Here is a 22,795-nt window from a genome sequence, read left to right as displayed (position 1 = left end):
CGCAGCCTTCGGCAGCTCCTACGGGCCGCTTCGGTCAGCTTTAAAGGTAGCTTAACGTTTAACCGACAGATCGGTCTGGGTCATGCGGCTGCGAATGGTGAACACGCCATCACCGGAGAGTATCGCGCTGCGGGCGAACAGGCGACCGCTCTCCCAGTTCGAAAGACCCAGTTCCGGCTTGTTCAGCGCGTATTGTCCATCGACCCAGCGGGTGATCCCGTTGCCAACAAAAGGCGCGTTAACCGCGTTGTACAAACGCTCATGCGCTTCGGCTGCTTCACTGATCAGCGATACGGTGAACTGCGGGCTGTAGCGATTGAACAAGGTGATGGCGCTGTCCAGATCGTCAACGATCATCAGGCTGACTTCCGGGGTTTCTTCCCACTCCCACTCGCGGCCCAGCTGATCCTCTGGCAGCGGTTCGACGCGGGCTTCAGTCTGGTAGCCGTCGGCGCGGCAGACTTCGACCGTCGCGTTACGCCACTCGTGGGGCACATGCTTTTCACTGCCCTCGACGATGTGCAATTTGCAGCCCTCTTCCCGTGCGGTGCCGGCCTGTTGCAAGGCGTGCAGAAACAGCGGCACCAGTTCGGCGGCGCGATCACGGTGAATCAGGCAGACGTTCAGGGTGTTGCAGACTTTGCGGTCCAGTGAATTGCGCACCACAGCGGCAAAGCGCGTGGCGTCGGCGTCCTTGTCGGCGATCAGCCAGGCGCCACCGGTGCCGTGCAGGCTGACGGCGGTGCCGGCCTGTTGCGCGATGCTGCCCAACTGACTGACGGCGCGGCCCGAACCACGGGCCACCGCCAGCGATAGGCGTCGGTCCGCGAACATCGCCCAACCGGCGGCGTGGTTGACGCTTTCCACCAGCGACACGGCGCCCACCGGCAATCCCGCCTCACTCAACGCCGGGTTCAACGCGTGTGTGACGATGGCTTGCGCGGTGCCCAAGGCATCGCTGCCAATGCGCAGCACCGCAGTGTTGCCGGTGCGCAATACGCCCGCAGCGTCGGCGAAGACGTTAGGCCGGCCTTCGAAAACGAAGGCGACAATGCCCAGCGGCGAAATCACTTGCTCGACTTTCCAACCGTCATGCTCGATGCAACTGACCACTTTGCCGCGGGTGGCCGGGGCGTCGCGCCAGGCGCGCAGACCGACAATCATGTCGCGGCGCATGCGTTCATCGGCGAGCAACCGCGTGGTCGAGCGGCCACGGGACCGTGCCCACTCGATGTCGGCGAGGTTGGCCGCCTCGATCAAGTCCCAGCACGCCTGATCTTCAAGACGCTGGGCAAACAGGTCGAAGAACGCGCTGATCGCCTGATCCGACACCCCGGACATCGCCTTGAACGCCGCGTCGGCGCGTTCGATTGCAACAGCGGCCGCGTGCTGGTCCGCCACTGGAATCAGCAACAACTCACCACTGACCTGCTCCACCAGCAGGTGGTCACCGGGCTGAAAGCGCAAGGCCAGTTCGGGGCTGACCACGCTGACGCGGTTACCAGCGAAAGGGATCGGCGTGCCAGCGACTAGACGTTCGAGCGTGAGGGACATGAAGCGGTTTCACCATGCAAGGGGCGGCTGGAAAATGTATAGGAAAATATCTGGAGCGTCATTAGGGCTGCTAATGGTTTCGCCCTGTGGGAGCGAGCCTGCTCGCGAAGCTGTGTCAGCCAGTATCAATGGTGAAGGTGAGTCCTCATTCGCCAGCAGGCTCCCACACAGTGGGTGGGTTGATTGCTTCGTCTGCGGCGCGTGCTCATGCCAAGGCGTCGCTCAACGCGGCGCGCTCGGCGACGTGGCGCAAGCTGTCGAAGTTGATGTTGGCACCGGAGTCGATGGCGATCAGCGTCTGCCCGCGAGCGCCGGTGTGTGCCACATATTTTTTGATCCCCGCCACCGCCAGTGCGCCAGAAGGTTCAGTGATCGAGCGGGTATCGTCGTAGATGTTCTTGATCGCGGCGCAGAGTTCGTCGTTGCTGACGGTCAGCACTTCATCGACGCAGAATCGGCACACTTCAAAACCATACGCACCGATCTGAGCGACGGCGACGCCATCGGCAAATGTACCGACGTTGGGCAGGACGACACGCTCCCCCGCCTGCAAGGCAGCCAGCAGGCACGCGGAGTGTTCCGACTCGACACCGATGATACGCACTTCCGGACGCAGGTATTTGACATAGGCCGCGATGCCCGCGATCAGGCCACCGCCGCCCACCGGGACGAAAATCGCATCCAGCGGCCCCTGGTGCTGACGCAGGATTTCCATGGCAACGGTGCCCTGCCCGGCGATGACCTGCGGATCGTCGAAGGGTGAGACGAATGTGCGACCGGTTTGCGCGGCCAGGTCCAAGGCGTATTCCAGGGCAAACGGAAAACTGTCGCCATGCAATACGGCATTGGCGCCCCGACTGCGCACCCCATGCACTTTCAATTCCGGCGTTGTGGCGGGCATGACGATGGTCGCGTCAATCCCCAGCTCCCGTGCAGCCAGCGCCACGCCTTGCGCATGATTGCCGGCCGAGGCCGTGATGACACCGCAAGCCTTTTGCGTGTCGCTCAGTTGCACGAGCTTGTTGTAGGCACCCCGGATCTTGAAGGAAAAGGTCGGCTGCAGGTCTTCACGCTTGAGCAGGATGCGATTGCCCAAGGCTTCGGACAGCCCCGGCGCCGCTTGCAACGGTGTACGCACTGCCAGCTCATACACGGGCGCTGCGAGGATCTTTTTGACGTAGAGCTCAAGCAAGGTCTGCTGGGCGGGCGTGCTGTTCATGGTCGTCTCCTGTGTACGCGGTCAGCGCAGGTGCTGCCGAAGGCTGCGATCTTTTGATTTCTAAAAGCGAAAGATCGCAGCCTGCGCCAGCTCCTGCGTCGACCGTGCGGTGGTTCAAACCCGGGAGACAGAAAGTAAAAACCCGCCTCTAGGGCGGGTTGGGTGCTGCAGTCGTGAGCTAGCCCGCCAAATAAGGAATGGCGGTAATAATGCTTGGCTGGCAGCGCAATACGGTGGAAGTCATGGCTGGAAATTAGCCGGGCATGCACGGCAAGTCAATGGCCAATTGACGGTGGCTTCGGTAGTCTCTGAATCCCGTTCATTGTCCCAAGGAAGGAAACATGAAGTCTGTCGCCCTGCCCCTGATCGCCCTGCTCGCCTTTGGCGGCTACACCGTTGCGGTGATGCTGCAGGCGGAACAGTCGTTGATTGATTTCGGCATCAGCCTCATGTCGCGACCGGATACGGCGCAGGTGGTGATTGATCTGTATCTGCTGGCGACGCTGGCGGGGGTGTGGATGTATACGGACGCGCGCAAACGCGGGCGGTCCGCATTATCGGTGGTGCCTTATCTGTTGATTACCGCGATTTTTGTGTCGGTTGGGCCGTTGTTGTATCTGGTGGTGCGGGGTTTGCAGGACCGAAAATTGCGTTCTTGAGATCGCCATCGCGGGCAAGCCCGCTCCCACAGTATTGATGTCGAATGCAATACTCGCGAACGACACGAACCTTGTGGGAGCGGGCTTGCCCGCGATGCCTTACTTCAAACCAATCTTGTACAGCTCGCCATCATCCTCATCCGTGAGCACATACAAATACCCGTCCGGCCCCTGCCGCACATCGCGAATGCGTTTGTCGAGTTCGCCCATCAACCGCTCCTCGTGAACCACTCTGTCGCCATCGAACTGCAGACGAATCAGCTCCTGAGTCACCAACGCACCGATGAACACACTGTGTTGCCACGGCTTGAAGCGGTCCGAATCGTAGAACGCCATGCCGCTCAGGCCGGGGGATTTTTCCCAGACATGGTGCGGCGCTACAGCGCCTTCGGCGGTTTTGCCCTTGGCTTCCGGAATCGGCAGGCCGGAGTAGTTGATGCCGTGGGTTGCCAGCGGCCAGCCGTAGTTCTTGCCACGTTCGATGATGTTGATTTCATCGCCCCCCAGCGGGCCGTGTTCGTTCTCCCAGAGTACGCCGGTCCACGGATTAAGCGCCGCGCCTTGCGGGTTACGCTGGCCGTAGGACCAGATTTCCGGGCGCACGCCGGCCTGGCCGACAAAGGGGTTGTCGTCAGGCACCTTGCCGTCCGGGTAGATGCGCACGACCTTGCCTTGCAACTTGTCGAGATCCTGGGCGGTCTCCCGGTCGTTGTTCTCGCCTAGGGTGATGAACAGATAACCGTCGCGGTCGAACACCAGCCGCGAACCGAAGTGATTGCCGACCGAAAGCTTCGGCTCCTGACGAAAAATCACTTTGAAATTCTTCAGCGTTGTCAGGTCTTCCGACAGCTGACCCCGACCGACCGCCGTGCCGGCCTTGTCACCCGCGCCACCGCCTTCGGCGTACGACAGGTACACCGTGCGATCCTGTTTGAAGTCGGGCGACAGCACCACATCAAGTAAGCCGCCCTGACTCTTGGCCCAGACTTTTGGTACGCCACCGATGGGCGCCGAGAGCTTGCCATCGACGCTGACCACGCGCAGGTTGCCGGGCCGTTCGGTCACCAGAATGCCTTGCTGATCCGGCAGAAATGCCAGGGCCCAGGGATGGTCCAGCCCCTTGACGATCGATGTGACCTCCAGAGTGCCCTGCTCGCTCTTGAGTTCCTGGACGGGCGCCGCAAAAACGGGTGCGCTGATCAGTGCGCTGGCACACAGGGTGGCCAACAGGGTTTTACGCAACATGCACGATTCCTTTTGTCGTCTGAATGGCAAGCAGGTTGTAAGTCCCGCCGCTCAACGGGTGGGGGTGTCCGCGTCACGATGGGGCGGATTGGGGATGAATTTGGGTGGGGTCGCGGGTGCTGTCCGGTCTTGAGGATAGCGGTTGCCAATACCACCGTTGTCGAGGGTCGGCGGCCGCGGAACCGGCACAGTGTTCGGCCCGCGAATGACCGGCGCGCTCGGTTGTGTGCCTTGCATGCTGTTGGGGTTGGCCCGGCGAATCGGGCTGTTGTAAGGGTTGCTGCTGTTACCCGTGGGGCTCTGGGCCACCAGCAATGGCATGGATGGCACGGCGACGTCGGCCTGGGCCAGGTTGCCCAGTACGCCACTCAATGCCAACGCGGTGACGCCAAACACAAATCGGTTCATGGGCAGCCTCTCTCCGTGGATAAGCGTTCGATAGCACGCTACGCCCAGGGTTCGGATTTGTTAACCAAAACCTCCCCGGCAAGATGTAACACGAAGTTGAGCCCGCAGTCGGCCCGGGCTGCACGCCGCTGAAACTTTTGCGCCGGGCCACGGGTCACCTGATCATCACTCGCGAGTAGACGACCATGGCACGGGCAATCTGGAAAGGCGCAATAAGTTTCGGGCTGGTGCATATTCCTGTGGCGCTGGTCTCGGCGACGTCTTCCCAAGGCGTGGACTTCGACTGGCTCGACAGCCGCAGCATGGACCCGGTGGGTTACAAACGCGTCAACAAGGTCACCGGCAAGGAAGTGACAAAGGAACACATCGTCAAAGGTGTGCAACACGAAAAAGGTCGCTACGTGGTGCTCAGCGAGGAGGAAATCAAATCGGCGCACCCGCTGTCCACGCAAACCATCGACATCTTCGCGTTTGTCGACAGTGAACAGATCCCGTTGCAAAACATCGACACGCCGTACTACCTGGCGCCCGATAAACGCGGCGGCAAGGTGTATGCGTTATTGCGCGAAACCCTCAGTAAAACCAATAAGGTCGCCCTCGCCCACGTCGTGCTGCACACCCGTCAGCATCTGGCTGCGCTAATGCCGCTGGAGTCGGCGATGGTCTTGGTGATGCTGCGCTGGCCGGCGGAAGTGCGCAGCCTCGACACGCTGGAGTTAGGCAGCGAAGTGACCAAACCCGAGCTGGCCAAGGGCGAATTGGACATGGCCAAGCGGCTGGTGCAGGACATGAGCGCCGACTGGAGCCCCGAGGATTACCGCGACAGTTTCGAAGACAAGATCATGGCGCTGGTCGAGAAGAAGGCCAACGAAGGCAAGATCGAGGACGTGGAATCGGCGACGGGCGAGGAAGAGCGCAAAACGGCGGATGTGATCGATTTGACCGAGTTGCTTAAACGCAGTTTGGGGGGCAAGGTTGGAGCGAAGCCTGCGGCCAAGGCGAAAGCGGCGGAAAAACCGGCGGCGGCCAAGAAAACGAGCAAGCGGTCGAGTGGTTGATCAAAATGTGCAGTGAACTCGATGGCCTCATCGCGGGCAAGCCCGCTCCCACAGGTTTTGCGGCTTATGCAATCTTTGTGAGCACAACCGAACACTGTGGGAGCGGGCTTGCCCGCGAAGGCATCATAGCGGGCGACACGGAAATCAGATCCAGACAAAAAACGCCAACAACCCGGCAAAAATCGCCCACTTCTCCAGGTAGTAAAGTGTGCGATTGCGCTTCTTCAGCGCCTTCCCGCGCAGGCGAATCTTGTAGATCCGGGCAAACAGCCGATTGATCCCACCGGTCTTGTCCCCCACATCATTAGGCGCGCCCGCCGCCGACATTACGTTACGGCTGAACCAGGCATTGAACGCTGCCGCCCAGCGATACTTCATCGGCCGCTCGATGTCGCAGAACAAAATAATGCGGTTTTGATCGGTGGTGTTTTGCGCGTAATGAATGAAGGTTTCGTCGAAGACCACGGCTTCACCGTCACGCCAGTGGTAGTTCTCGCCATCGACATTGATGTAGCAGCCCGCGTCGTTTGGCGTATCCAGACCCAAGTGATAACGGTAGGAGCCGGCATACGGATCGCGGTGCCGCACCAGTTTGGAACCTGGCGGCAGTTCGGCGAACATCGCGGCTTTGATTGAGCCGATGCTTTGCACCAGCTCGGTGGTACGTGGGCAGAGTTTCATCGCTGAAGGATGGCTGTCGCCGTACCACTTCAAATAGAAGCGCTTCCAGCCGGTCTTGAAGAATGAATTGAAACCCACGTCGTCGTACTGGTTCGAGCGCTTGATCTCGCCCGTGCGCAGCAGGTTGTGGCCCTCTTCGCGGATTTCCTGCCAATGCGCCTGCAACGGGCTCAGGTCCGGGAAATCGGCCGGGTCGAGGTACGGTTTGTTGGGGATTTTCGAGAACAGATAAAGGAAGCAATTGATCGGCGCCAGAAACGACGAGTGATCACTCAGTTGGCGGCCCAGTTTGTGGCGCACGCGACCGCGCAGGTGAACGTACGCAATGGAGACAACATAAATAGCGGCAATGATGAGTTTCACGGAAATCGTCACACGTCAGAAGTGAACAAATTGCGTCCGTGCCTGTCGGCATGAGGCTGAAAGATGGCATTTTAGCCACGATTTGTAACAAATAGTTAGCTAACAAATGTGAAAATCTGTCCGTCGGTACCGCCAAAGCACCCGCGCGGCCTCAACGCCCTATCGTTTAAAGAGCCAGACCAGTACAATCGCCGCCAAACATTACGCGCCCCCCTTGGTTGATGACGGGAATGAACCCCGCCTCAGCGCACTTTGACTCGGGCCAAGCGCTCCATATGCTGCTGTCCACTTATTGCCAGATGGACCTTCCGCTTCTGACCGGGATGCATTTCCCGTGGTTTGAATACCGGAAACGGGTACTGAATCGGTACTGCCGCAACCCTAGCTACTCTGAATGCTTCGCAGGAAAAACCTTTGATCTCTACAGCTAACATCACGATGCAGTTCGGCGCCAAGCCGCTATTCGAAAACGTTTCGGTCAAATTCGGCGCGGGCAACCGCTACGGCCTGATCGGCGCCAACGGCTGCGGCAAGTCGACCTTCATGAAAATCCTCGGTGGCGACCTCGAGCCGTCCGGCGGCCAGGTCATGCTCGAGCCGAACGTGCGTCTGGGTAAATTGCGCCAGGACCAGTTCGCCTACGAAGAATTCACCGTGATCGACACCGTGATCATGGGTCACGAAGAGCTGTGGAAGGTTAAAGCAGAGCGCGACCGTATCTACTCGCTGCCGGAAATGACCGAAGAAGACGGCATGGCCGTTGCCGAGCTGGAAACCGAGTTCGCCGAAATGGACGGCTACACCGCCGAATCCCGCGCCGGTGAATTGTTGCTGGGCCTGGGTATCGGCATCGAGCAGCACTTTGGCCCGATGAGCGAAGTGTCCCCGGGCTGGAAACTGCGCGTATTGCTGGCGCAGGCACTGTTCTCCGATCCTGAAGTGCTGTTGCTCGACGAACCGACCAACCACCTGGACATCAACACCATCCGCTGGCTGGAAAACATTCTGACCCAGCGCTCCAGCCTGATGATCATCATCTCTCACGACCGTCACTTCCTGAACAGCGTGTGCACACACATGGCTGACCTGGATTACGGCGAGCTGCGCCTGTTCCCGGGCAACTACGACGAGTACATGACCGTGGCGACCCAGTCCCGCGAGCAACTGCTGTCGGACAACGCCAAGAAGAAAGCACAAATTTCCGAGCTGCAATCGTTCGTCAGCCGCTTCTCGGCCAACGCCTCGAAAGCCAAGCAGGCCACTTCCCGCGCCAAGGCGATCGACAAGATCCAATTGGCCGAGGTCAAGCCTTCGAGCCGTGTGAGCCCGTTCATCCGTTTCGAACAAACCAAGAAGCTGCACCGTCAGGCGGTCATCGTCGATCGCATGGCCAAAGGCTTCGACGGCAAGCCGCTGTTCAAGGACTTCAGCTTCCAGGTTGAAGCCGGCGAGCGCGTGGCGATCATCGGCCCGAACGGTATCGGTAAAACCACCCTGCTGCGCACCCTGGTCAACGAACTGACCCCGGATGCCGGCACCGTGAAGTGGACCGACGCCGCGGAACTGGGCTACTACGCCCAGGACCACGCGCATGATTTCGAAGACGACTGCAACCTGTTCGACTGGATGGGCCAGTGGACCCAGGGCGGCGAGCAAGTGGTACGCGGGACCCTCGGCCGCATGCTGTTCTCCAACGACGAGATCCTCAAGTCGGTGAAGGTTATCTCCGGTGGTGAGCAAGGTCGCATGCTGTTCGGCAAGCTGATCCTGCAAAAGCCGAACGTGCTGATCATGGACGAACCGACCAACCACTTGGACATGGAATCCATCGAAGCACTGAATCTGGCGCTGGAAAACTATCCGGGCACGCTGATCTTCGTCAGCCACGACCGTGAGTTCGTCTCGTCGCTGGCCACGCGCATTATCGAGTTGAGCCCGAGCGGCGTGATCGACTTCAGCGGGACTTATGATGACTACCTGCGTAGTCAGGGTGTGGTGTTCTAAACAAACGCTATAAATGAAAAGCCCTGTCCTGGTGACGGGGCTTTTTTTTGGCTGAATATCAAGAGATCGCAGCCTTCGGCAGCTCCTACGAGGGTACGCATATCATTGTAGGAGCTGCCGAAGGCTGCGATGTTTTGATCGTTAGCCTGCTTTCATTTATTCCACACCCGCGCCATGATGCAACTCTCTCCCGCCGCCCGCGAACGAGCCCTCATGTCTGCGCAGCAACTGCCACCGCAAAGCTCCACGGCGATCACCCTGCAGATCGTCTCCATCGTTTTCTATACCTTTATTGCCTTTCTCTGCATCGGTCTGCCGATTGCGGTGTTGCCAGGCTATGTCCACGAACAACTCGGGTTCAGCGCGGTGGTTGCGGGGCTGACCATTGGCTCGCAGTACCTCGCTACCCTGCTCAGCCGCCCGATGGCCGGACGTATGTCCGACAACATCGGCACCAAGCGCGCGATTGTTTACGGGTTGTCGGGCATTGTGTTGAGCGGCGTGCTGACCTTTATATCCACCCTGCTGCAAAGCTTTCCGTTGACGAGTTTGTTGATCCTGATCGCCGGCCGCCTGTTGCTGGGGATCGCCCAAGGCTTGATCGGCGTCGGCACCATCAGTTGGTGCATGGGCCAGGTCGGTGCCGAACACACCGCGCGCTCGATTTCCTGGAATGGCATCGCCTCCTACGGCGCCATCGCTATCGGTGCGCCGCTGGGCGTGGTGATGGTGGCTGAGTATGGCTTTGCCAGCCTGGGTATCGCGTTGACGCTGCTGGCTGCGCTGGCCTTGCTGCTGATCCGTAACAAACCCTCGGTGCCGGTGGTGCGCGGCGAGCGTTTGCCGTTCTGGGCAGTGTTCGGGCGCATTGCGCCTTTCGGCGCGAGCCTGAGCCTGGCGTCGATCGGTTACGGCACGCTGACCACCTTTATTACCCTGTATTACGTCAGTCGTGGCTGGGCCGGCGCCGCGTATTGCCTGACGGTGTTCGGGGTGTGTTTCATCCTGGCGCGGCTGCTGTTTATTTCGAGCATCAGCCGGTTCGGTGGATTCACCTCGGCGATTGTCTGCATGAGTATTGAAACAGTCGGCTTGGTGTTGCTGTGGCTCGCGCCTTCGACCGGTTACGCCCTGCTCGGCGCCGGCCTGGCCGGGTTCGGGCTGTCGCTGGTGTACCCGTCGCTGGGGGTTGAAGCCATCAAACAAGTGCCTGCCTCCAGTCGCGGTGCCGGGTTGAGTGCCTACGCGGTGTTCTTCGATCTGGCGCTGGCGATTGCCGGGCCGTTGATGGGCGCGGTGGCGTTGAATTTGGGGTATTCGTGGATTTTCTTCAGTGCGGCGATGCTGTCGGTGACCGGGCTCGGTTTGACCCTGTTGCTGAAACGCCGCGCAATCACCTGACGCCCGTAGGAGCTGCCGAAGGCTGCGATCTTTTGATCTAATTCAAGATCAGGATCAAAAGATCGCAGCCTTCGGCAGCTCCTACGGGGAATTTGTGGTGGTTACTGATCGGCGGTTTGCATGCCGGCGCGGGTCGGTTTGCCCAGTGCATGGGAGAAGAACCGCCCGGCCTCGGAAATCATGTTGCGGTGGATGTCTTCGCGATCGACACCGTCGGCATCGGTGCACAACGCCGGCATGGCGATGATCTGCTCTTCGTTGCACGGCGCCATGAACACGAAGTGCCCTGCCCCCGCCAGTAATTTGAAGTCCGGGGCGATGGGCAGTTTGCGCGCCAGCGCGGCGGCATTTTTGTCGAAGGCCACCAGCTTGTCGCCGTCACCGCTGTAGAGCAGCACCGGCACGTGCACGTCGGCCAAGGTATGACGGCCGAATTTCAGGCTCAACGGCGCCATCAGCAGCAGCGCGTGAACCCGTGGGTCCGCCACCGGCTGCAAGTCATCGCGGTCAACAATCAACTCACCCTGGGTGTTGCAGGCATCGCGGTCGTCCGGGCGTTCCTGGCAGTAGCGGCGCAGTCGATCCAGGTCCGGCGTCGCGCCCGACAGAATCAACGCGGTCTCCCCGCCTGCCGAATAACCGATCACGCCAACCTGATCGGCGTTCACGAACGGCGCCAGCATGTGGTCGCCCAAGGTCGCGGTGATCGCTTCGGAAATCTGGATCGGCCGGCCGTAGAGGTTGCTCAAGGTGCCGAGACGGCTGTGGTCTTTGGAGTTGTCGCCGGGATGGATCACCGCCACCACCACAAACCCTTTGCGCGCCAGCGACGTGGCCAGGTCGTGCAGGGCCAGCGGGGTTCCGGTGTTGCCGTGGGACAACATCAGCATCGGGAAGCGACCGATGGCAACGCGGGTATCTTCGCCCGCTTCGACGGTGTAGCCCTCAAGTGTGCTGGAGTGTTCCCGATCGCTGGAGGGATAGAACGCGATGGCGCGCATCGGCTGCAAATCCAGCGGATCGAGAAAACTCATCTCATGGAAACCGACGCTCCAGTGCGGATGTGGCGCAGGCGCGGCGTGCACTGAATTCAGGCTGCCGAGCAGGCAAATCAGCAGCGTTGCACAAAGACGCACCATAGGCGGCCCCACCTTTGTCACTTGACCGGAAAGCCCGTTCTCCATCAAACATCGAGGAAGCGACCTTGTGCCCGCAATTGCGCTCACCAAGGTCGTTACAGAACGGGGACGTTAACCCTCGACTGCATAACCTGGGCCACAACATCAATGATTTCGCAATGACCAGAAACAAAAAACTCCGCATCTGCCACTTGCGTGATCAGAATACAGAGTTTTTTTGGTGTTGCCTGAGCTGTTTTACACCTTTACGAAAGCCTTACGCAGCAGCGAACAGTTGCTCGCTGATCTGCGTGCGAGCAGCGCTCATGGCGTTGCTGCGCACTTCGTCACCGTACGCCAGGCCCTCGGCGCGGACGAATTCGAGGTCGGTGATACCGATGAAGCCGAACAGCAGTTTCAAGTACTCTTCGTGCGCCACACCGCTCGCCTGACCGGCATGCAGACCGCCGGACGTCGAAACAATCACGACTTTTTTGCCGCCGCACAGGCCTTCAGGTCCGGCTTCGGTGTAGCGGAAGGTCTGGCCGGCAACGGCGATGCGGTCGATCCAGGCCTTGAGTTGGGTCGGGATGGTGAAGTTGTACATCGGTGCTGCGATCACAATGGCGTCGGCGGCGAGGAATTCGGCCAGCGTCGATGCGCTGAGCTCGGCTTCGTGCTGTTGCGCGGCGTTACGCAGTTCAGCGGTCGTGCCAGCGGCCACCAGGGTCGTGGCGGAAAAGTGGCTGATGGCATCGCTGGCGAGGTCGCGGTAGGTCACCACGGCGGTTGGCTCGGCGGCTTGCCAGGCTGCAACCACTTCGCTGCTCAGCTGACGGGAAGCCGAGTTGTCACCCAGAATGCTCGAATCGATATGCAGCAGTTTCATGTGGTTTCTCCAAGTGAGGATCGCCACCGGGCGATCTGATGGGAACAATCCTACAGACGAATCCAATAGCTGATTAGACCGCAACAATGCGATAGTTCGTCTCACTGACAGGACAATCGAGCCAGCGACCATGCAAGACCTCAATGACCTTTACTATTTCGCCAAAGTGGTCGAAGCCGGTGGTTTCGCGGCGGCCGGGCGCTTGCTGGGGATTCCCAAGTCACGATTATCGCGACGCATCGCCGAACTGGAAGAACGCCTGGGCGCGCGGTTACTGCAGCGCACCACCCGCCAGTTGAAACTGACCGCTGTCGGTGAACGCTACTTACGGCATTGTCAGGCCATGCTGCTCGAAGCCGAGATGGCCGACGAAGCCGTGGCCAGCATGTCCAGCGAACCTCGCGGACGCTTGCGCGTGTCCGCGCCCGTCGGCCTGGCCCATGAAATGCTGCCGGGGGTGATCAGTCGCTTTCTCGAAAAATACCCTCAAGTGCAATTGGAAGTGATGCTGCTCAACCGCCGGGTCGATCTGGTGACCGAGGGCGTCGACGTCGCGCTGCGCGTGCGAGAGCCGGGGGATGAGGACCCATTGCTGGTGACCCGCCGCCTGCGTCAGGCGCAGATGCTGCTGGTGGCGAGTCCCGAGTTCCTGCGCGGTCGGGCGATCAATCATCCCGAGGACCTCAAGGGTTTGCCCGTGCTCGGCGCCCTTGAAGCCGATCGCATGGTGCACATCCGCATGCTCGATCAACAGGGCAAAAGTTTTGAGCTAGCGCTTGAAGCCCGGCTGGGGATCGACGACTTCATCGTCCGCCGAGCCTGCACGCTGGCGGGCCAGGGCTTTACCATGCTGCCGATGATGTACTGCGAGCAGGAACTGGAAAGCGGCGCGCTGGTGGAGCTGCTTCCGAACTGGTCCCTGCCGGGCGGCTGGCTGCAAGCGGTCTACCCTCATCGGCGCGGGGTGATGCCGGCCGTGCGCGCCTGGCTCGACCATTTGATCGAATCATTCAACGCCTGTGGGGACCGACTGATATGAAGGCTGGACGCATGAGCGAAGCGGATGTCGCGCAATTCTGCCTCGCCCTGCCGGGGGCGCGGGAAGACTATAAATGGGGTGGCGTGCGGGTATTTTCGATTGCCGGGAACAAGATGTTCGCCCTGCAGAACCTGCGGGGCGACTCCCTGGCATTCAAGGTCGACAAGGACCTGTTTCTCGGCCATTGCGACCGTCCGGGCATTCACCCGGCGCCGTATCTGGCGCGGGCCCAGTGGATCATCATGGCCACGCCCTACCCGCTGGGCGCCGAAGAACTGCAAGGCTTGCTGCAACGTTCCCATCAACTGGTGGTGAGCAAGTTGCCCAAGCGTACCCAGGTCGGTCTGCTGCTCTAAAACAAGGCCAGCAGGTTGGCGCCGAGGAACAGTTGATCGATCCAGAACACCTGATGCAGCAGCACGATCATCCAGAACAGCAACTGGAACGAGATTTTACGCGTCTTGTGCCTGAACACCTGCTGGGCGATCAACGCACCGGGCCAGCCGCCGGCAAGCTCCACGGCGTGCAGCACGTTCTCGGGGGTGCGCCAGCGATCCGTTTGAGCCTTGCGCTTGTCGCTCCAATAAAGGAAGAACGCCAGCACGCTGACGATGCCGTAGGCCGCCAGCGGAACCAGCGAAATGCCGCGCAACCAGAACGACACCGAGCCCGTCAGCGGCAGCGCGCACACCATCGCGAACACCAGCAGTTTCCACCGTGGGTTCTGCACCGGCCCTGCGGAGCTGCGCCCGGAAGGGTTGCGGGCGCGGATCTCATTCATGACTTGACCGCGGTCCAGTCCACCCAGCCGAACTGCCACGTGGCGAGAATTACCAGACCAAACGCGATGCGATACCAGGCGAATGCTGCATAGCTGTGGCTGGCAATGAACTTGAGCAAGCCTCGAACAGCAATCATCGCGAAGATGAACGCGGTGACGAAGCCGATGGCAAACACCGGAAAGTCAGCCGGCACGAACAGGTCGCGATATTTGTAGCCCGAGTAAACCGCCGCACCGACCATGGTCGGCATCGCCAGGAAGAACGAAAACTCGGTGGCCGTTTTGCGCGACAGTCCGAACAGCAAGCCGCCGATGATCGTCGAGCCTGAACGCGAAGTGCCCGGAATCATCGCCAGGCATTGGGCGAAGCCGACTTTCAACGCGTCTTTCCAGGTCATTTCGTCCACGGTTTCAGCATGCACTTCATGCTGGCGGCGCTCGGCCCACAACATCACTACGCCCCCCACCACCAGCGCGGTGGCGACGGTGATCGGGTTGAACAGATACTCGTGAATCAGATCGGCAAAAATCACCCCCAAGACCACCGCCGGCAGAAACGCGATCAGCAGGTTGGCGGTAAAGCGGCGAGCGCTCGGCTGCGTCGGCAAGCCAACCACCACCTCGAAGATCTTGCGGCGAAATTCCCAGACCACCGCGAGTATCGCGCCGAGCTGGATAATAATGTTGAAGGCCATTGCCCGCTCGCCACCGAAGTTGAGCAAGTCGGCCACAATGATCTGGTGCCCGGTACTGGAAATGGGCAAAAACTCCGTCAGCCCTTCGACAATCCCAAGTATCAAAGCCTGCACCGCGGTCCAAAGATCCATCAATCCCCCAAGAAGCGATGCGCCACGGCATGCCCCGTTAAAATTTTATGCAAAACATTGACTGCGATCAGCGCAGCTAAAGCGCCGCGCGCACAGAATCCAGACGAAACCGTAGGAATTTCGTGAAAAATCAACTTGGATTCAGGTTTTTCCGCGCGGGGCCGAAATCCTATCAGACAAGTCTGAATAACGCTGCCACGTTATTGGACTTCGCTCGGATACGCCCGACTGGCACAGGGTGGCTGGATGCTGGCGGTCGTTTATTACAAGAAGAAGAATCGGAGTGACAGCGTTATGAACAGCTTGCGCAATATGTCGATCAGCCGCCGCCTGTGGCTCATATTGATCGTCGCCGTCCTGATGCTGCTGACGTTGGGTGTGTTGATGCTCAAGCAGATTCACGAAGATCTGTATAACGCCAAGGCGCAGAAAACCCAGCACGTGGTGCAGACCGCCAGCGGTATTCTGAACTACTACCACGGCCTCGAAACCGCCGGCACGCTGACGCGCGAGGCCGCGCAGAAACAGGCGCTGACCGCCGTTCGCGGGCTGCGCTATGACCAGAACGACTATTTCTGGATCAACGACCTGACGCCGGTGATGATCATGCACCCGGCCAACCCGAAACTCGATGGCCAGAACCTCTCGGCGATCCGCGACCCGGACGGGTTTGCGGTGTTCAACGAAATGGTGGCCCTCGCCAAGGCCAAGGGCGCCGGTCCGATCGACTATCGCTGGCCGAAACCGGGCGCAAGCGATCCGGTGGAAAAAACCTCCTACGTCAAACTGTTCGAGCCTTGGGGCTGGGTGATTGGTTCGGGCGTGTACATCGACGACATGCAGGCCGAATTCATGGCCCAGGTGTGGAAGGCGTCGGTGGTGGGTCTGGTGATTGCCGCGATCATGGCGCTGCTGGTGATCCTGATTGCCCGCAGTATCGTCCGCCCGCTCCAGGAAACCGTGAGCGCAATGGCCAACATCGCCAGCGGCGAGAGCGATCTGACCCGCAGCCTCGATACCCACGGCCAGGATGAAGTCACGCAACTGGCGCGGCACTTCAACGCCTTTACTGCCAAGCTGCGGCAAGTGATCAGTGAATTGCAGGTCTCCGCCAGCGCCCTCGGCCAGTCGTCCAGCGAACTGGGCAACGACGCCGTTCAGGCCCAACAACGCAGCCAGCAGCAATCCCAGCAGATGGAACTGGTGGCCACGGCAATCAACGAAGTGACGTATGGCGTGCAGGACGTGGCGAAGAATGCCGAACACGCGGCGAGTGAAATGCGCGATGCCGAGTCTCAGGCGCAACAGGGCCAGGTCAACATCGATAGCAGCCTGCAACAGATCGACAAGCTGTCGTCGACGATTGATCAGGCCGTGGAGGTCATCCGCACACTGGCGGCTGAAAGCAACCAGATCGGCAGCGTGCTTGAAGTGATCCGTTCCATCGCCGAACAAACCAACCTGCTGGCCCTCAACGCCGCCATCGAAGCCGCCCGTGCCGGCGAGCAAGGCCGCGGTTTTGCCGTGGTGGCAGATGAAGTTCGACTGCTGGCCCAGCGCACGCAGAAATCCACCGCCGAAATCCAGTCGATGATCGAACGCCTGCAAAGCCACTCCGAAGCGGCGGTCAAGGTGATTGGCGACAGCAGCCGTGCGTCGCAACTGACCATCGAACAGGCGGGCCTCGCCGGTGCAAGCCTGAATGCCATCGGCCAGGCCCTGCGCAACCTCAACGGCCTGAACGCTTCCATCGCCAGCGCCACCCTGCAACAGGCGCACGTAGTCGAAGACATCAACCAGAACGTCACCCAGGCCGCCGGTTTGTCCCACAGCACCGCACTGGCGGCAGAACAGTCGAGCGTGGCCAGCGTGCGGCTCAAGGGATTGAGCGAACAGTTGAACGGGCTGCTCAAACAGTTTCGGGTGTAACCGAAAAGATCGCAGCCTGCGGCAGCTCCTACGTTGAGCGCATAGTCTTGTAGGAGCTGCCGCAGGCTGCGATCTTTGATCTTCAAAATCCTCGCCTTCCCGTTACAATCGCTCCCCCTCTTCGTCTTCGCAGGAACCTCCATGTCCGGGCTTGAACTGTTTGCCGCCACCCTCGGCGTCATTGCCGTCTGGTTGACGGTCAAACAGAACCCGTGGTGCTGGCCGATCGGCCTGGTCATGGTGCTTCTCTATAGCTGGATCTTTTTCGAGGTGAAGCTGTATTCGGACGTGCTGCTGCAACTGATCTACGCCGGCCTGCAAATCTATGGCTGGCGGCAGTGGACGCGCGCCGGGGACGCGCAACAGGGTCGGAAGGTCAGCCGGCTCGATGGGCAATCCGTGGCGATTGGCCTGGGCCTCGGCGCGCTCGGTGGTCTGTTGCTCGGCGCGGCCATGGCCCATTGGACCGACGCCGCGCAACCCTGGCTCGATGCTGCACTGACGGGCTTCAGCCTGGTAGCGCAGTTATGGATGGCGCAAAAACGGGTGCAATGCTGGCCGCTGTGGATCGCCGTTGACGTGGTGTTTGTCGGGCTGTTTCTCTACAAGGGGTTGTACCTGACCGCCGTGCTCTACGGGCTGTTCCTGCTATTGGCCGTGCACGGTTGGCGCGAATGGCGGGCCGACCCGGCGTTGCGCACATGAAAGTCTTGGTGCTCACCGGTCCGGAATCCAGCGGCAAGAGCTGGCTTTCGAGCGAGATTAACGCCAATTTTGGCGGCATATTGGTCGCAGAGTACGTTCGGCACTTCATTGATTCTGAAGCCCGACTACCCTGCTACGACGACATTACGCCTATAGCAGTTGGCCAGCTGACCTGGGAAGACGAAGCACGCGCCAAGCAACCGTCATTGCTGATTCTTGATACGCATCTTTTGAGCAATATCCTCTGGAGTCGCACGTTGTTTGGCGCCTGCCCGCCCTGGATCGAGCAAGCGTTGCTGGAACGGCACTACGACCTGCATTTGCTGTTGAGCCCGGAAACTGTGGCGTGGCATGACGATGGACAGCGTTGCCAACCGCAGCTGGCAGAACGCCTGGCGTTTTTCCAGGAGAGCCGTCAATGGCTTGACCTGCACCGCCAACCGTATCAGGTGCTGCAAGGAGACTGGAACCAGCGCAGGGATGCGGCATTTGACGCTGTAAAGCGCTTACTTGAATCGTGACAGGGTGATTGCACCCTGCCACCTATGTCCGTTCCTGAAACACCCCCACCTGTGAAAGCCCCCGAGCTAAAGCGGCCCGAGCGCGCCCGAAAGAAAATGTTAAGTCGCTGATACAGCCTGCCGTCAGCCCCCTCGACAAGCATTTGCCGCCAGCATGGCTCGCATTTTTGCGTAGCTGTGTCTCAACGCCGTTACAACATATTCTTGACAACATCGACAACTAACGCCAACCCACTGTTTTTAAAACAAAATCAAAAACCGGCACACCTTCTGCTCTCTTCCCTCGCACTGCTGATAAGGGCCAGCGTTTCACTTACAGAAGGAATTGCCGCCGTGGGGAAATTTGATCAATGCATCTTTAGCCTCCTGTTGATCGGAGGCGCACTGGGCTCGATGGTCAGTCCGCCGGTACAGGCTGAAAACGGCATCATTATCATCAAACGTGATGTCCAGGTTCGCAACGCAGTGCAGCCGCCGGTCATGCCCGACCCCAACCCAACGACCGCCAATGCCAATCCGTCGAAATATGTTCTCGGCCAAACGAACGAGTTGAGCGACGGCGACTTCGCCAACGTCGCCAGCGGCGCCGGTATCTCCCGCCTGGTCTCGCAAAACAACACCAACCTGGGCGGCAATATCACCAACCAGACCCAGCTTTCCAACCTCCCTGCCGGACGTTCGGGCAATGGCGGCAGCGGCATTGCCAACATGGTCAATTCCAACATCCAGCAAGGCCTGGGTGCTCTGAAAATCATAACGGGAGACCGTTAAGATGAATCGTTCGCTGCTGATTCTCGCCATGTTTTGCAGTGCATCCACCTTTGCCCAGCCACCCGTCATCAACAATGCCGAAATCGACAATTCGGGCATGCAGTACCAAGGCAACCTCGGGGTCAACCAGGCGGCCGGCGATTTTCAGCAACAGGCTAACGCCCGTGCCATCGCCATTGGCCAGGGCGCCAGCGCGACCACAGAGATTCGCCAACGGTTGCGTTCCTCTGTCGACCCCGCGATCGACGCCCGCTCCAGCATTCAGGGCGATTCATTCAGCAATGGCAACGGGGTACTGGGTGTGAACCAGAGCTCGGGCGCCAGCAACCAGCAAGCCAACGCACTGCGAATCAGCATCAGTGCTCAGCCGCAAAGCATCGACGACAGCGTCCTCATGCAACAGAACGTGGCGCTGCTCAACAACTCCGATCCGACTGCTTCTGCACCAGGCCATCGCCAGGTCACTACCAGTGACCAGGCTTTCACCGGTAGCCGTGGGGTAATTCAGTTGAATCAGAGTGCAGGGGTGGGAAACCGAATGGCTAACACCCTGAGCATCCGGGTCGCGGATTGACCCAAACAGGTAGATACAACACTTAACCTAAAATAAGTACGGAGAATCACCATGAAACCTTCGATGGCACTAAAGCCTCTGGTTTTCGCAATTGCTGCGGTCATGGCTGTTGCTGTACAGGCTGAGCAAAACGATCGGCGTGGCAACCACAATGGAGGCAACCAAACCCCACCTGCAAGAATGGTCCCTATCAGCGCCACTGCAGTTGCTAACGACAGACAAAGCAGTACCGGCAATCGCATCTTGAATGAAGGGGTAGAAAACTCAGCCGAGATGAGTAGTTCGGGTGGAGGCTCGAGCGGCAACGTCGGCATCAACGTGGCGGCCGGTAACGGCAACCAGCAAGATAACGCCGCCGCCATCGCCAACGCTGCTTCCGACAACGCCGCGATCGATAACAGCTTTGTGTTCGGCACGGCCACTGCCACCGCTGACGTCCGGCAAACCAGCAACGATAACCGCGTCAACAATTATGGCGTCACCAACTCTGCCGTGATGAGCGGATCCGGCAGCGGCGCCAGCGGCAATATGGGTATCAACATCGCTGGCGGCGACCTGAACCAGCAGAAAAATACCATGGCCATTGCCAACACCAATGCCCCGCTGGGTAACGCACGAGCCACCGCCTCCGCCAATCAAAGCGGTCCTGGCCTGATCGTGAATAACGCCGCTGACCGGACCTACCGCGTGGATACCATTACGGTGACCAAAACCGCTAGCGGTAGTGCCAATTTTGAGAAGTCCTTCGAAGCCAGCGGCAGTCAAAGCGCTTCTTCGGCCTGGGCTGCGGCCGGTTCCAGGAGCTCTGATTCCAGCGGCTCTTTGAGCATTGATGTAAGCGGTTCCAACAGCAGCGCCGCAAGCGGTTCCAACAGCAGTGCTGCAAGCGGTTCCAACAGCAGTGCTGCGAGCGGTTCCAACAGCAGCGCTGCGAGCGGTTCTTCGAGTTCTTCGTTGACTGCTTCCCTGGGCGCTACTCTGGACGCGGAAGCGGCGGCTTCCAATTCCTCTACCGTCAATTTTGGCTTTGGCGATCGCACCCGCAGCAGCAGCTCCGAGGCATCGCTTAACGCATCGGTTGATGCAACGCTTGACGTAGCGGTAGACAAATCGTTCGACAGATCGCACGAATCCTCGTTCGACGTAACGCGCGACTCCTCGTACGACAAATCGCACGAATCTTCGTACGACAAGTCGCGCGATTCGTCGTTCGAGAAAGCGTTCGATAGTTCGTACGAAAAATCGACCGCGTCCTCGTACGATAAATCGGGCAGCAAGTCGTCCGAATCTGCGTATGACAAAGCCAAAAGCTACAGCGAAAGCAGCTCTTATGATTTGAGCAACACCTACTCTTATCAAGTGCTGACCCCAACTGGCTGGGCTAACCCTGTAACCAACACTGCAACCCTGAGCGGTTCGGTGAATGGCGGCAGTGGCAACCTCGGCGTCAACGTAGCGGCTGGCGTGGGCAACCAACAAAGCAACTCGTTGGCCATTTCCAACCAGTCGTTCTAATGGCTGTCTCTGGAGGCCCCCTTACGGGGGCCTTTTTCAGCACCACCAGAGGGGGTCCCATCATGCGCATTATCATCGCCTTGGCATTCTTGATGTGCGTGGCCAGTGTGAGCGAGGCCGCACAAATGCCGCTTTCCGTCCTGCCGGGCGGCGCGGTGATCTACAAGCCGATCCAGAGCGTACGCGAACGCAAGTTTGCCGACCTGGTGCAACAGAAAACCGATTTCAGTTGCGGCGCCGCGGCGCTGGCAACCATTTTGCGCCAGGCCTATTGGCTGGACGTGAATGAAGAAATGATCATCGAAGGCATGCTGGCACACTCCGATCAGGATCTTGTGCGCGTTCAGGGCTTCTCCATGCTCGACATGAAGCGTTACGTGGAAAGTCTCGGCATGCGGGCCCGCGGTTACCGGGTAGCGCCTGAGACGTTGAGCGAGATCAGAATTCCGGTGGTAGTGCTCCTGGACATCCGTGGCTACAAGCATTTTGTCGTCATGCAAAGAGTCCATGACGGCTGGGTCTATATCGGCGATCCGGTACTCGGCCACAAGCGCTACAAAGTTGAAGATTTTGTCAAAGGCTGGAACGGCATCATTTTCGCCGTCATCGGCCAGGGCTACGACAAAACCAATGCGTTGCTCGACCCGCCCATGCCTCTGACCGCCAGGAAGCGCATCAACGCCTTCAATTCGGTGCAAGACTCAGAATTGTTGGAATATGGATTCCTCCGAAGCGACTTCTTCTAATAAAAAGGGAGCATGACGCTCCGGGAGCATTCAATGAAGACTCCAATGTGGCTGGCCGTAGTTTGTCTGGCCGCCAGCCTGCCGACCCAGGCACAGACATTCATACCGATCGAACTGAAGGACCATGAACTGGCGAACCTGCGAGGCCGCTACGTGATGCCGGGCCGCATCATCAGTTTCGGCGTCGTCATGTCCAGCACTTGGCAAAATGCCAACGGTGACGTGATCGGTGCCACTTCCTCGATGCAAATTCAACAATCAACGATCAAGCCACAGTTCTATGTGTCGATGGTCGACGAAAAAGGCACTGGCTCGGCGCGCTCGTCAAGCAACGGCACCGGCATCGTCGCTGGCGGCAGCGGCCTCAATAGCACCGAAGGTGTGACGCAAGTCGTGCGGGCTGCCGGCGACAACAACACGGCCTACAACAACGTTGATATCAACGTCACCAGGGGTAACGAAGCGTCAGTCACACAACAGCAGGGCCAGGCATTGGCCGCAGGCTCGACGCTGTTCGGCTCCAATGACGCGGGCTCGCTGAGCGTTTCCTCGACCGGGAGTGGTGTGCAGCTCAACATAATGGCCAACAACAACCAGGGCAGTACCGTGCAACGCCTGGCTCAGGGTGGACTGATGCAGAATACGACGCTGCTCGGCGGTGGCAACCAGGTCCGCAACATCACGTCGCTCAATGTCGTGATGCGTGACAACGTGCCGACAGGCGGGGCACTGAACGGCAATCTGGACCAGCTCAAAGGTCTTCGCGCTCTCGGATTCTGATCTACGCT

The 22,795-nt window shown here is 59.5% G+C and carries 22 protein-coding genes and 1 pseudogene; 14 read left to right on the top strand and 9 right to left on the bottom strand.

Annotation, left to right across the window (positions count from 1 at the left end):
* Positions 1-51 precede the first annotated feature (51 nt).
* Entirely contained in the window at positions 52-1,554 is a 1,503-nt protein-coding gene (locus F8N62_RS08915) for an aldehyde dehydrogenase family protein (RefSeq protein ID WP_150710612.1), read from the bottom strand.
* 217 nt (positions 1,555-1,771) lie between these two features.
* Positions 1,772-2,773, bottom strand: a pseudogene (gene ilvA, locus F8N62_RS08910) (threonine ammonia-lyase, biosynthetic); the annotation flags it as partial.
* Between the two features lie 341 nt (positions 2,774-3,114).
* Here ilvA and F8N62_RS08905 point away from each other — a divergent pair.
* A complete protein-coding gene (locus tag F8N62_RS08905) occupies positions 3,115-3,432 on the top strand; it encodes a DUF2834 domain-containing protein (RefSeq protein WP_150710610.1) in 318 nt (105 codons plus the stop codon).
* A 99-nt stretch (positions 3,433-3,531) separates the two neighbouring features.
* On the opposite strand, the gene F8N62_RS08900 is transcribed toward F8N62_RS08905, so the two are convergent.
* Together F8N62_RS08900 and F8N62_RS08895 are read right to left on the bottom strand one after the other, a co-directional pair.
* A complete protein-coding gene (locus tag F8N62_RS08900) occupies positions 3,532-4,677 on the bottom strand; it encodes a PQQ-dependent sugar dehydrogenase (RefSeq protein WP_150710609.1) in 1,146 nt (381 codons plus the stop codon).
* Positions 4,678-4,728: 51 nt separating this feature from the next.
* Positions 4,729-5,085, bottom strand: a complete 357-nt coding sequence (locus tag F8N62_RS08895) for a hypothetical protein (protein ID WP_150710608.1) — start codon at positions 5,083-5,085, stop codon at positions 4,729-4,731.
* 185 nt (positions 5,086-5,270) lie between these two features.
* On the opposite strand from F8N62_RS08895, the gene F8N62_RS08890 reads away from it, so the two are divergent.
* Complete coding sequence (locus F8N62_RS08890; RefSeq protein ID WP_150710607.1) at positions 5,271-6,143, top strand: Ku protein; 873 nt, start codon at positions 5,271-5,273, stop codon at positions 6,141-6,143.
* Positions 6,144-6,287: 144 nt separating this feature from the next.
* Here F8N62_RS08890 and lpxO read toward each other — a convergent pair whose 3' ends face one another.
* Positions 6,288-7,187, bottom strand: a complete 900-nt coding sequence (gene lpxO / locus F8N62_RS08885; RefSeq protein WP_150710606.1) for a lipid A hydroxylase LpxO — start codon at positions 7,185-7,187, stop codon at positions 6,288-6,290.
* Positions 7,188-7,601: 414 nt separating this feature from the next.
* Here lpxO and F8N62_RS08880 point away from each other — a divergent pair, with 414 nt between their 5' ends.
* Complete coding sequence (locus tag F8N62_RS08880) at positions 7,602-9,191, top strand: ABC-F family ATPase (protein WP_150710605.1); 1,590 nt, start codon at positions 7,602-7,604, stop codon at positions 9,189-9,191.
* A gap of 213 nt (positions 9,192-9,404) precedes the next feature.
* A complete protein-coding gene (locus F8N62_RS08875; protein WP_150710604.1) occupies positions 9,405-10,592 on the top strand; it encodes an MFS transporter in 1,188 nt (395 codons plus the stop codon).
* 101 nt (positions 10,593-10,693) lie between these two features.
* On the opposite strand, the gene F8N62_RS08870 is transcribed toward F8N62_RS08875, so the two are convergent.
* Both F8N62_RS08870 and F8N62_RS08865 read right to left on the bottom strand, forming a co-directional pair.
* A complete protein-coding gene (locus F8N62_RS08870; protein WP_150710603.1) occupies positions 10,694-11,731 on the bottom strand; it encodes an alpha/beta hydrolase family protein in 1,038 nt (345 codons plus the stop codon).
* A gap of 256 nt (positions 11,732-11,987) precedes the next feature.
* A complete protein-coding gene (locus F8N62_RS08865) occupies positions 11,988-12,599 on the bottom strand; it encodes an FMN-dependent NADH-azoreductase (RefSeq protein WP_150710602.1) in 612 nt (203 codons plus the stop codon).
* 130 nt (positions 12,600-12,729) lie between these two features.
* Between F8N62_RS08865 and F8N62_RS08860 the strand changes: the two genes are divergently transcribed.
* Positions 12,730-13,638: a LysR substrate-binding domain-containing protein gene (locus tag F8N62_RS08860; RefSeq protein WP_150710601.1), complete on the top strand. Its 909-nt coding sequence runs from the start codon at positions 12,730-12,732 to the stop codon at positions 13,636-13,638.
* On the top strand, positions 13,635-13,994 hold the full coding sequence (locus F8N62_RS08855) for an MmcQ/YjbR family DNA-binding protein (RefSeq protein ID WP_150710600.1): 360 nt from the start codon (positions 13,635-13,637) through the stop codon (positions 13,992-13,994). Before F8N62_RS08860 ends, F8N62_RS08855 begins: the two co-directional genes overlap by 4 nt.
* On the opposite strand, the gene F8N62_RS08850 is transcribed toward F8N62_RS08855, so the two are convergent.
* Positions 13,991-14,419 carry a DUF1294 domain-containing protein gene (locus tag F8N62_RS08850; RefSeq protein WP_150710599.1) on the bottom strand — a complete coding sequence of 143 codons (429 nt, stop codon included), beginning with the start codon at positions 14,417-14,419 and terminating at the stop codon, positions 13,991-13,993. The two genes, F8N62_RS08855 and F8N62_RS08850, sit on opposite strands and share 4 nt — an antisense overlap.
* The gene (locus tag F8N62_RS08845) at positions 14,416-15,246 is read right to left on the bottom strand and encodes an undecaprenyl-diphosphate phosphatase (protein WP_150710598.1); all 831 of its coding nucleotides are present in this window, start codon (positions 15,244-15,246) and stop codon (positions 14,416-14,418) included. The genes F8N62_RS08850 and F8N62_RS08845 overlap by 4 nt, the downstream gene beginning before the upstream one ends.
* A gap of 294 nt (positions 15,247-15,540) precedes the next feature.
* Between F8N62_RS08845 and F8N62_RS08840 the strand changes: the two genes are divergently transcribed.
* The 8 genes from F8N62_RS08840 (at position 15,541) to F8N62_RS08805 (ending at position 22,787) form a co-directional block, all read left to right on the top strand.
* Positions 15,541-17,175, top strand: a complete 1,635-nt coding sequence (locus tag F8N62_RS08840; RefSeq protein WP_150710597.1) for a methyl-accepting chemotaxis protein — start codon at positions 15,541-15,543, stop codon at positions 17,173-17,175.
* Positions 17,176-17,316: 141 nt separating this feature from the next.
* The gene (pnuC, locus tag F8N62_RS08835; RefSeq protein WP_150710596.1) at positions 17,317-17,880 is read left to right on the top strand and encodes a nicotinamide riboside transporter PnuC; all 564 of its coding nucleotides are present in this window, start codon (positions 17,317-17,319) and stop codon (positions 17,878-17,880) included.
* On the top strand, positions 17,877-18,401 hold the full coding sequence (locus tag F8N62_RS08830; RefSeq protein ID WP_150710595.1) for an AAA family ATPase: 525 nt from the start codon (positions 17,877-17,879) through the stop codon (positions 18,399-18,401). The genes pnuC and F8N62_RS08830 overlap by 4 nt, the downstream gene beginning before the upstream one ends.
* A 333-nt stretch (positions 18,402-18,734) precedes the next feature.
* Entirely contained in the window at positions 18,735-19,172 is a 438-nt protein-coding gene (locus tag F8N62_RS08825; RefSeq protein ID WP_150710836.1) for a hypothetical protein, read from the top strand.
* A 1-nt stretch (position 19,173) separates the two neighbouring features.
* Positions 19,174-19,746: an adhesin gene (locus F8N62_RS08820; RefSeq protein WP_150710594.1), complete on the top strand. Its 573-nt coding sequence runs from the start codon at positions 19,174-19,176 to the stop codon at positions 19,744-19,746.
* 51 nt (positions 19,747-19,797) lie between these two features.
* Positions 19,798-21,261, top strand: coding sequence for a heme utilization protein (locus tag F8N62_RS08815; RefSeq protein ID WP_150710593.1), 1,464 nt, complete (start codon positions 19,798-19,800; stop codon positions 21,259-21,261).
* Between the two features lie 62 nt (positions 21,262-21,323).
* Positions 21,324-22,007, top strand: a complete 684-nt coding sequence (locus F8N62_RS08810) for a C39 family peptidase (protein ID WP_150710592.1) — start codon at positions 21,324-21,326, stop codon at positions 22,005-22,007.
* A 33-nt stretch (positions 22,008-22,040) separates the two neighbouring features.
* Positions 22,041-22,787 (top strand): hypothetical protein, encoded by a 747-nt coding sequence (locus tag F8N62_RS08805; RefSeq protein WP_150710591.1) that lies wholly within the window; start codon positions 22,041-22,043, stop codon positions 22,785-22,787.
* Positions 22,788-22,795: the final 8 nt, after the last annotated feature.

This window comes from Pseudomonas fluorescens (genome assembly GCF_902497785.1).
Lineage (GTDB): Bacteria > Pseudomonadota > Gammaproteobacteria > Pseudomonadales > Pseudomonadaceae > Aquipseudomonas > Aquipseudomonas fluorescens_BO.
Note: the sequence above shows the minus strand (reverse complement) of the source record. Positions and strands in the feature narration are given on the sequence as shown.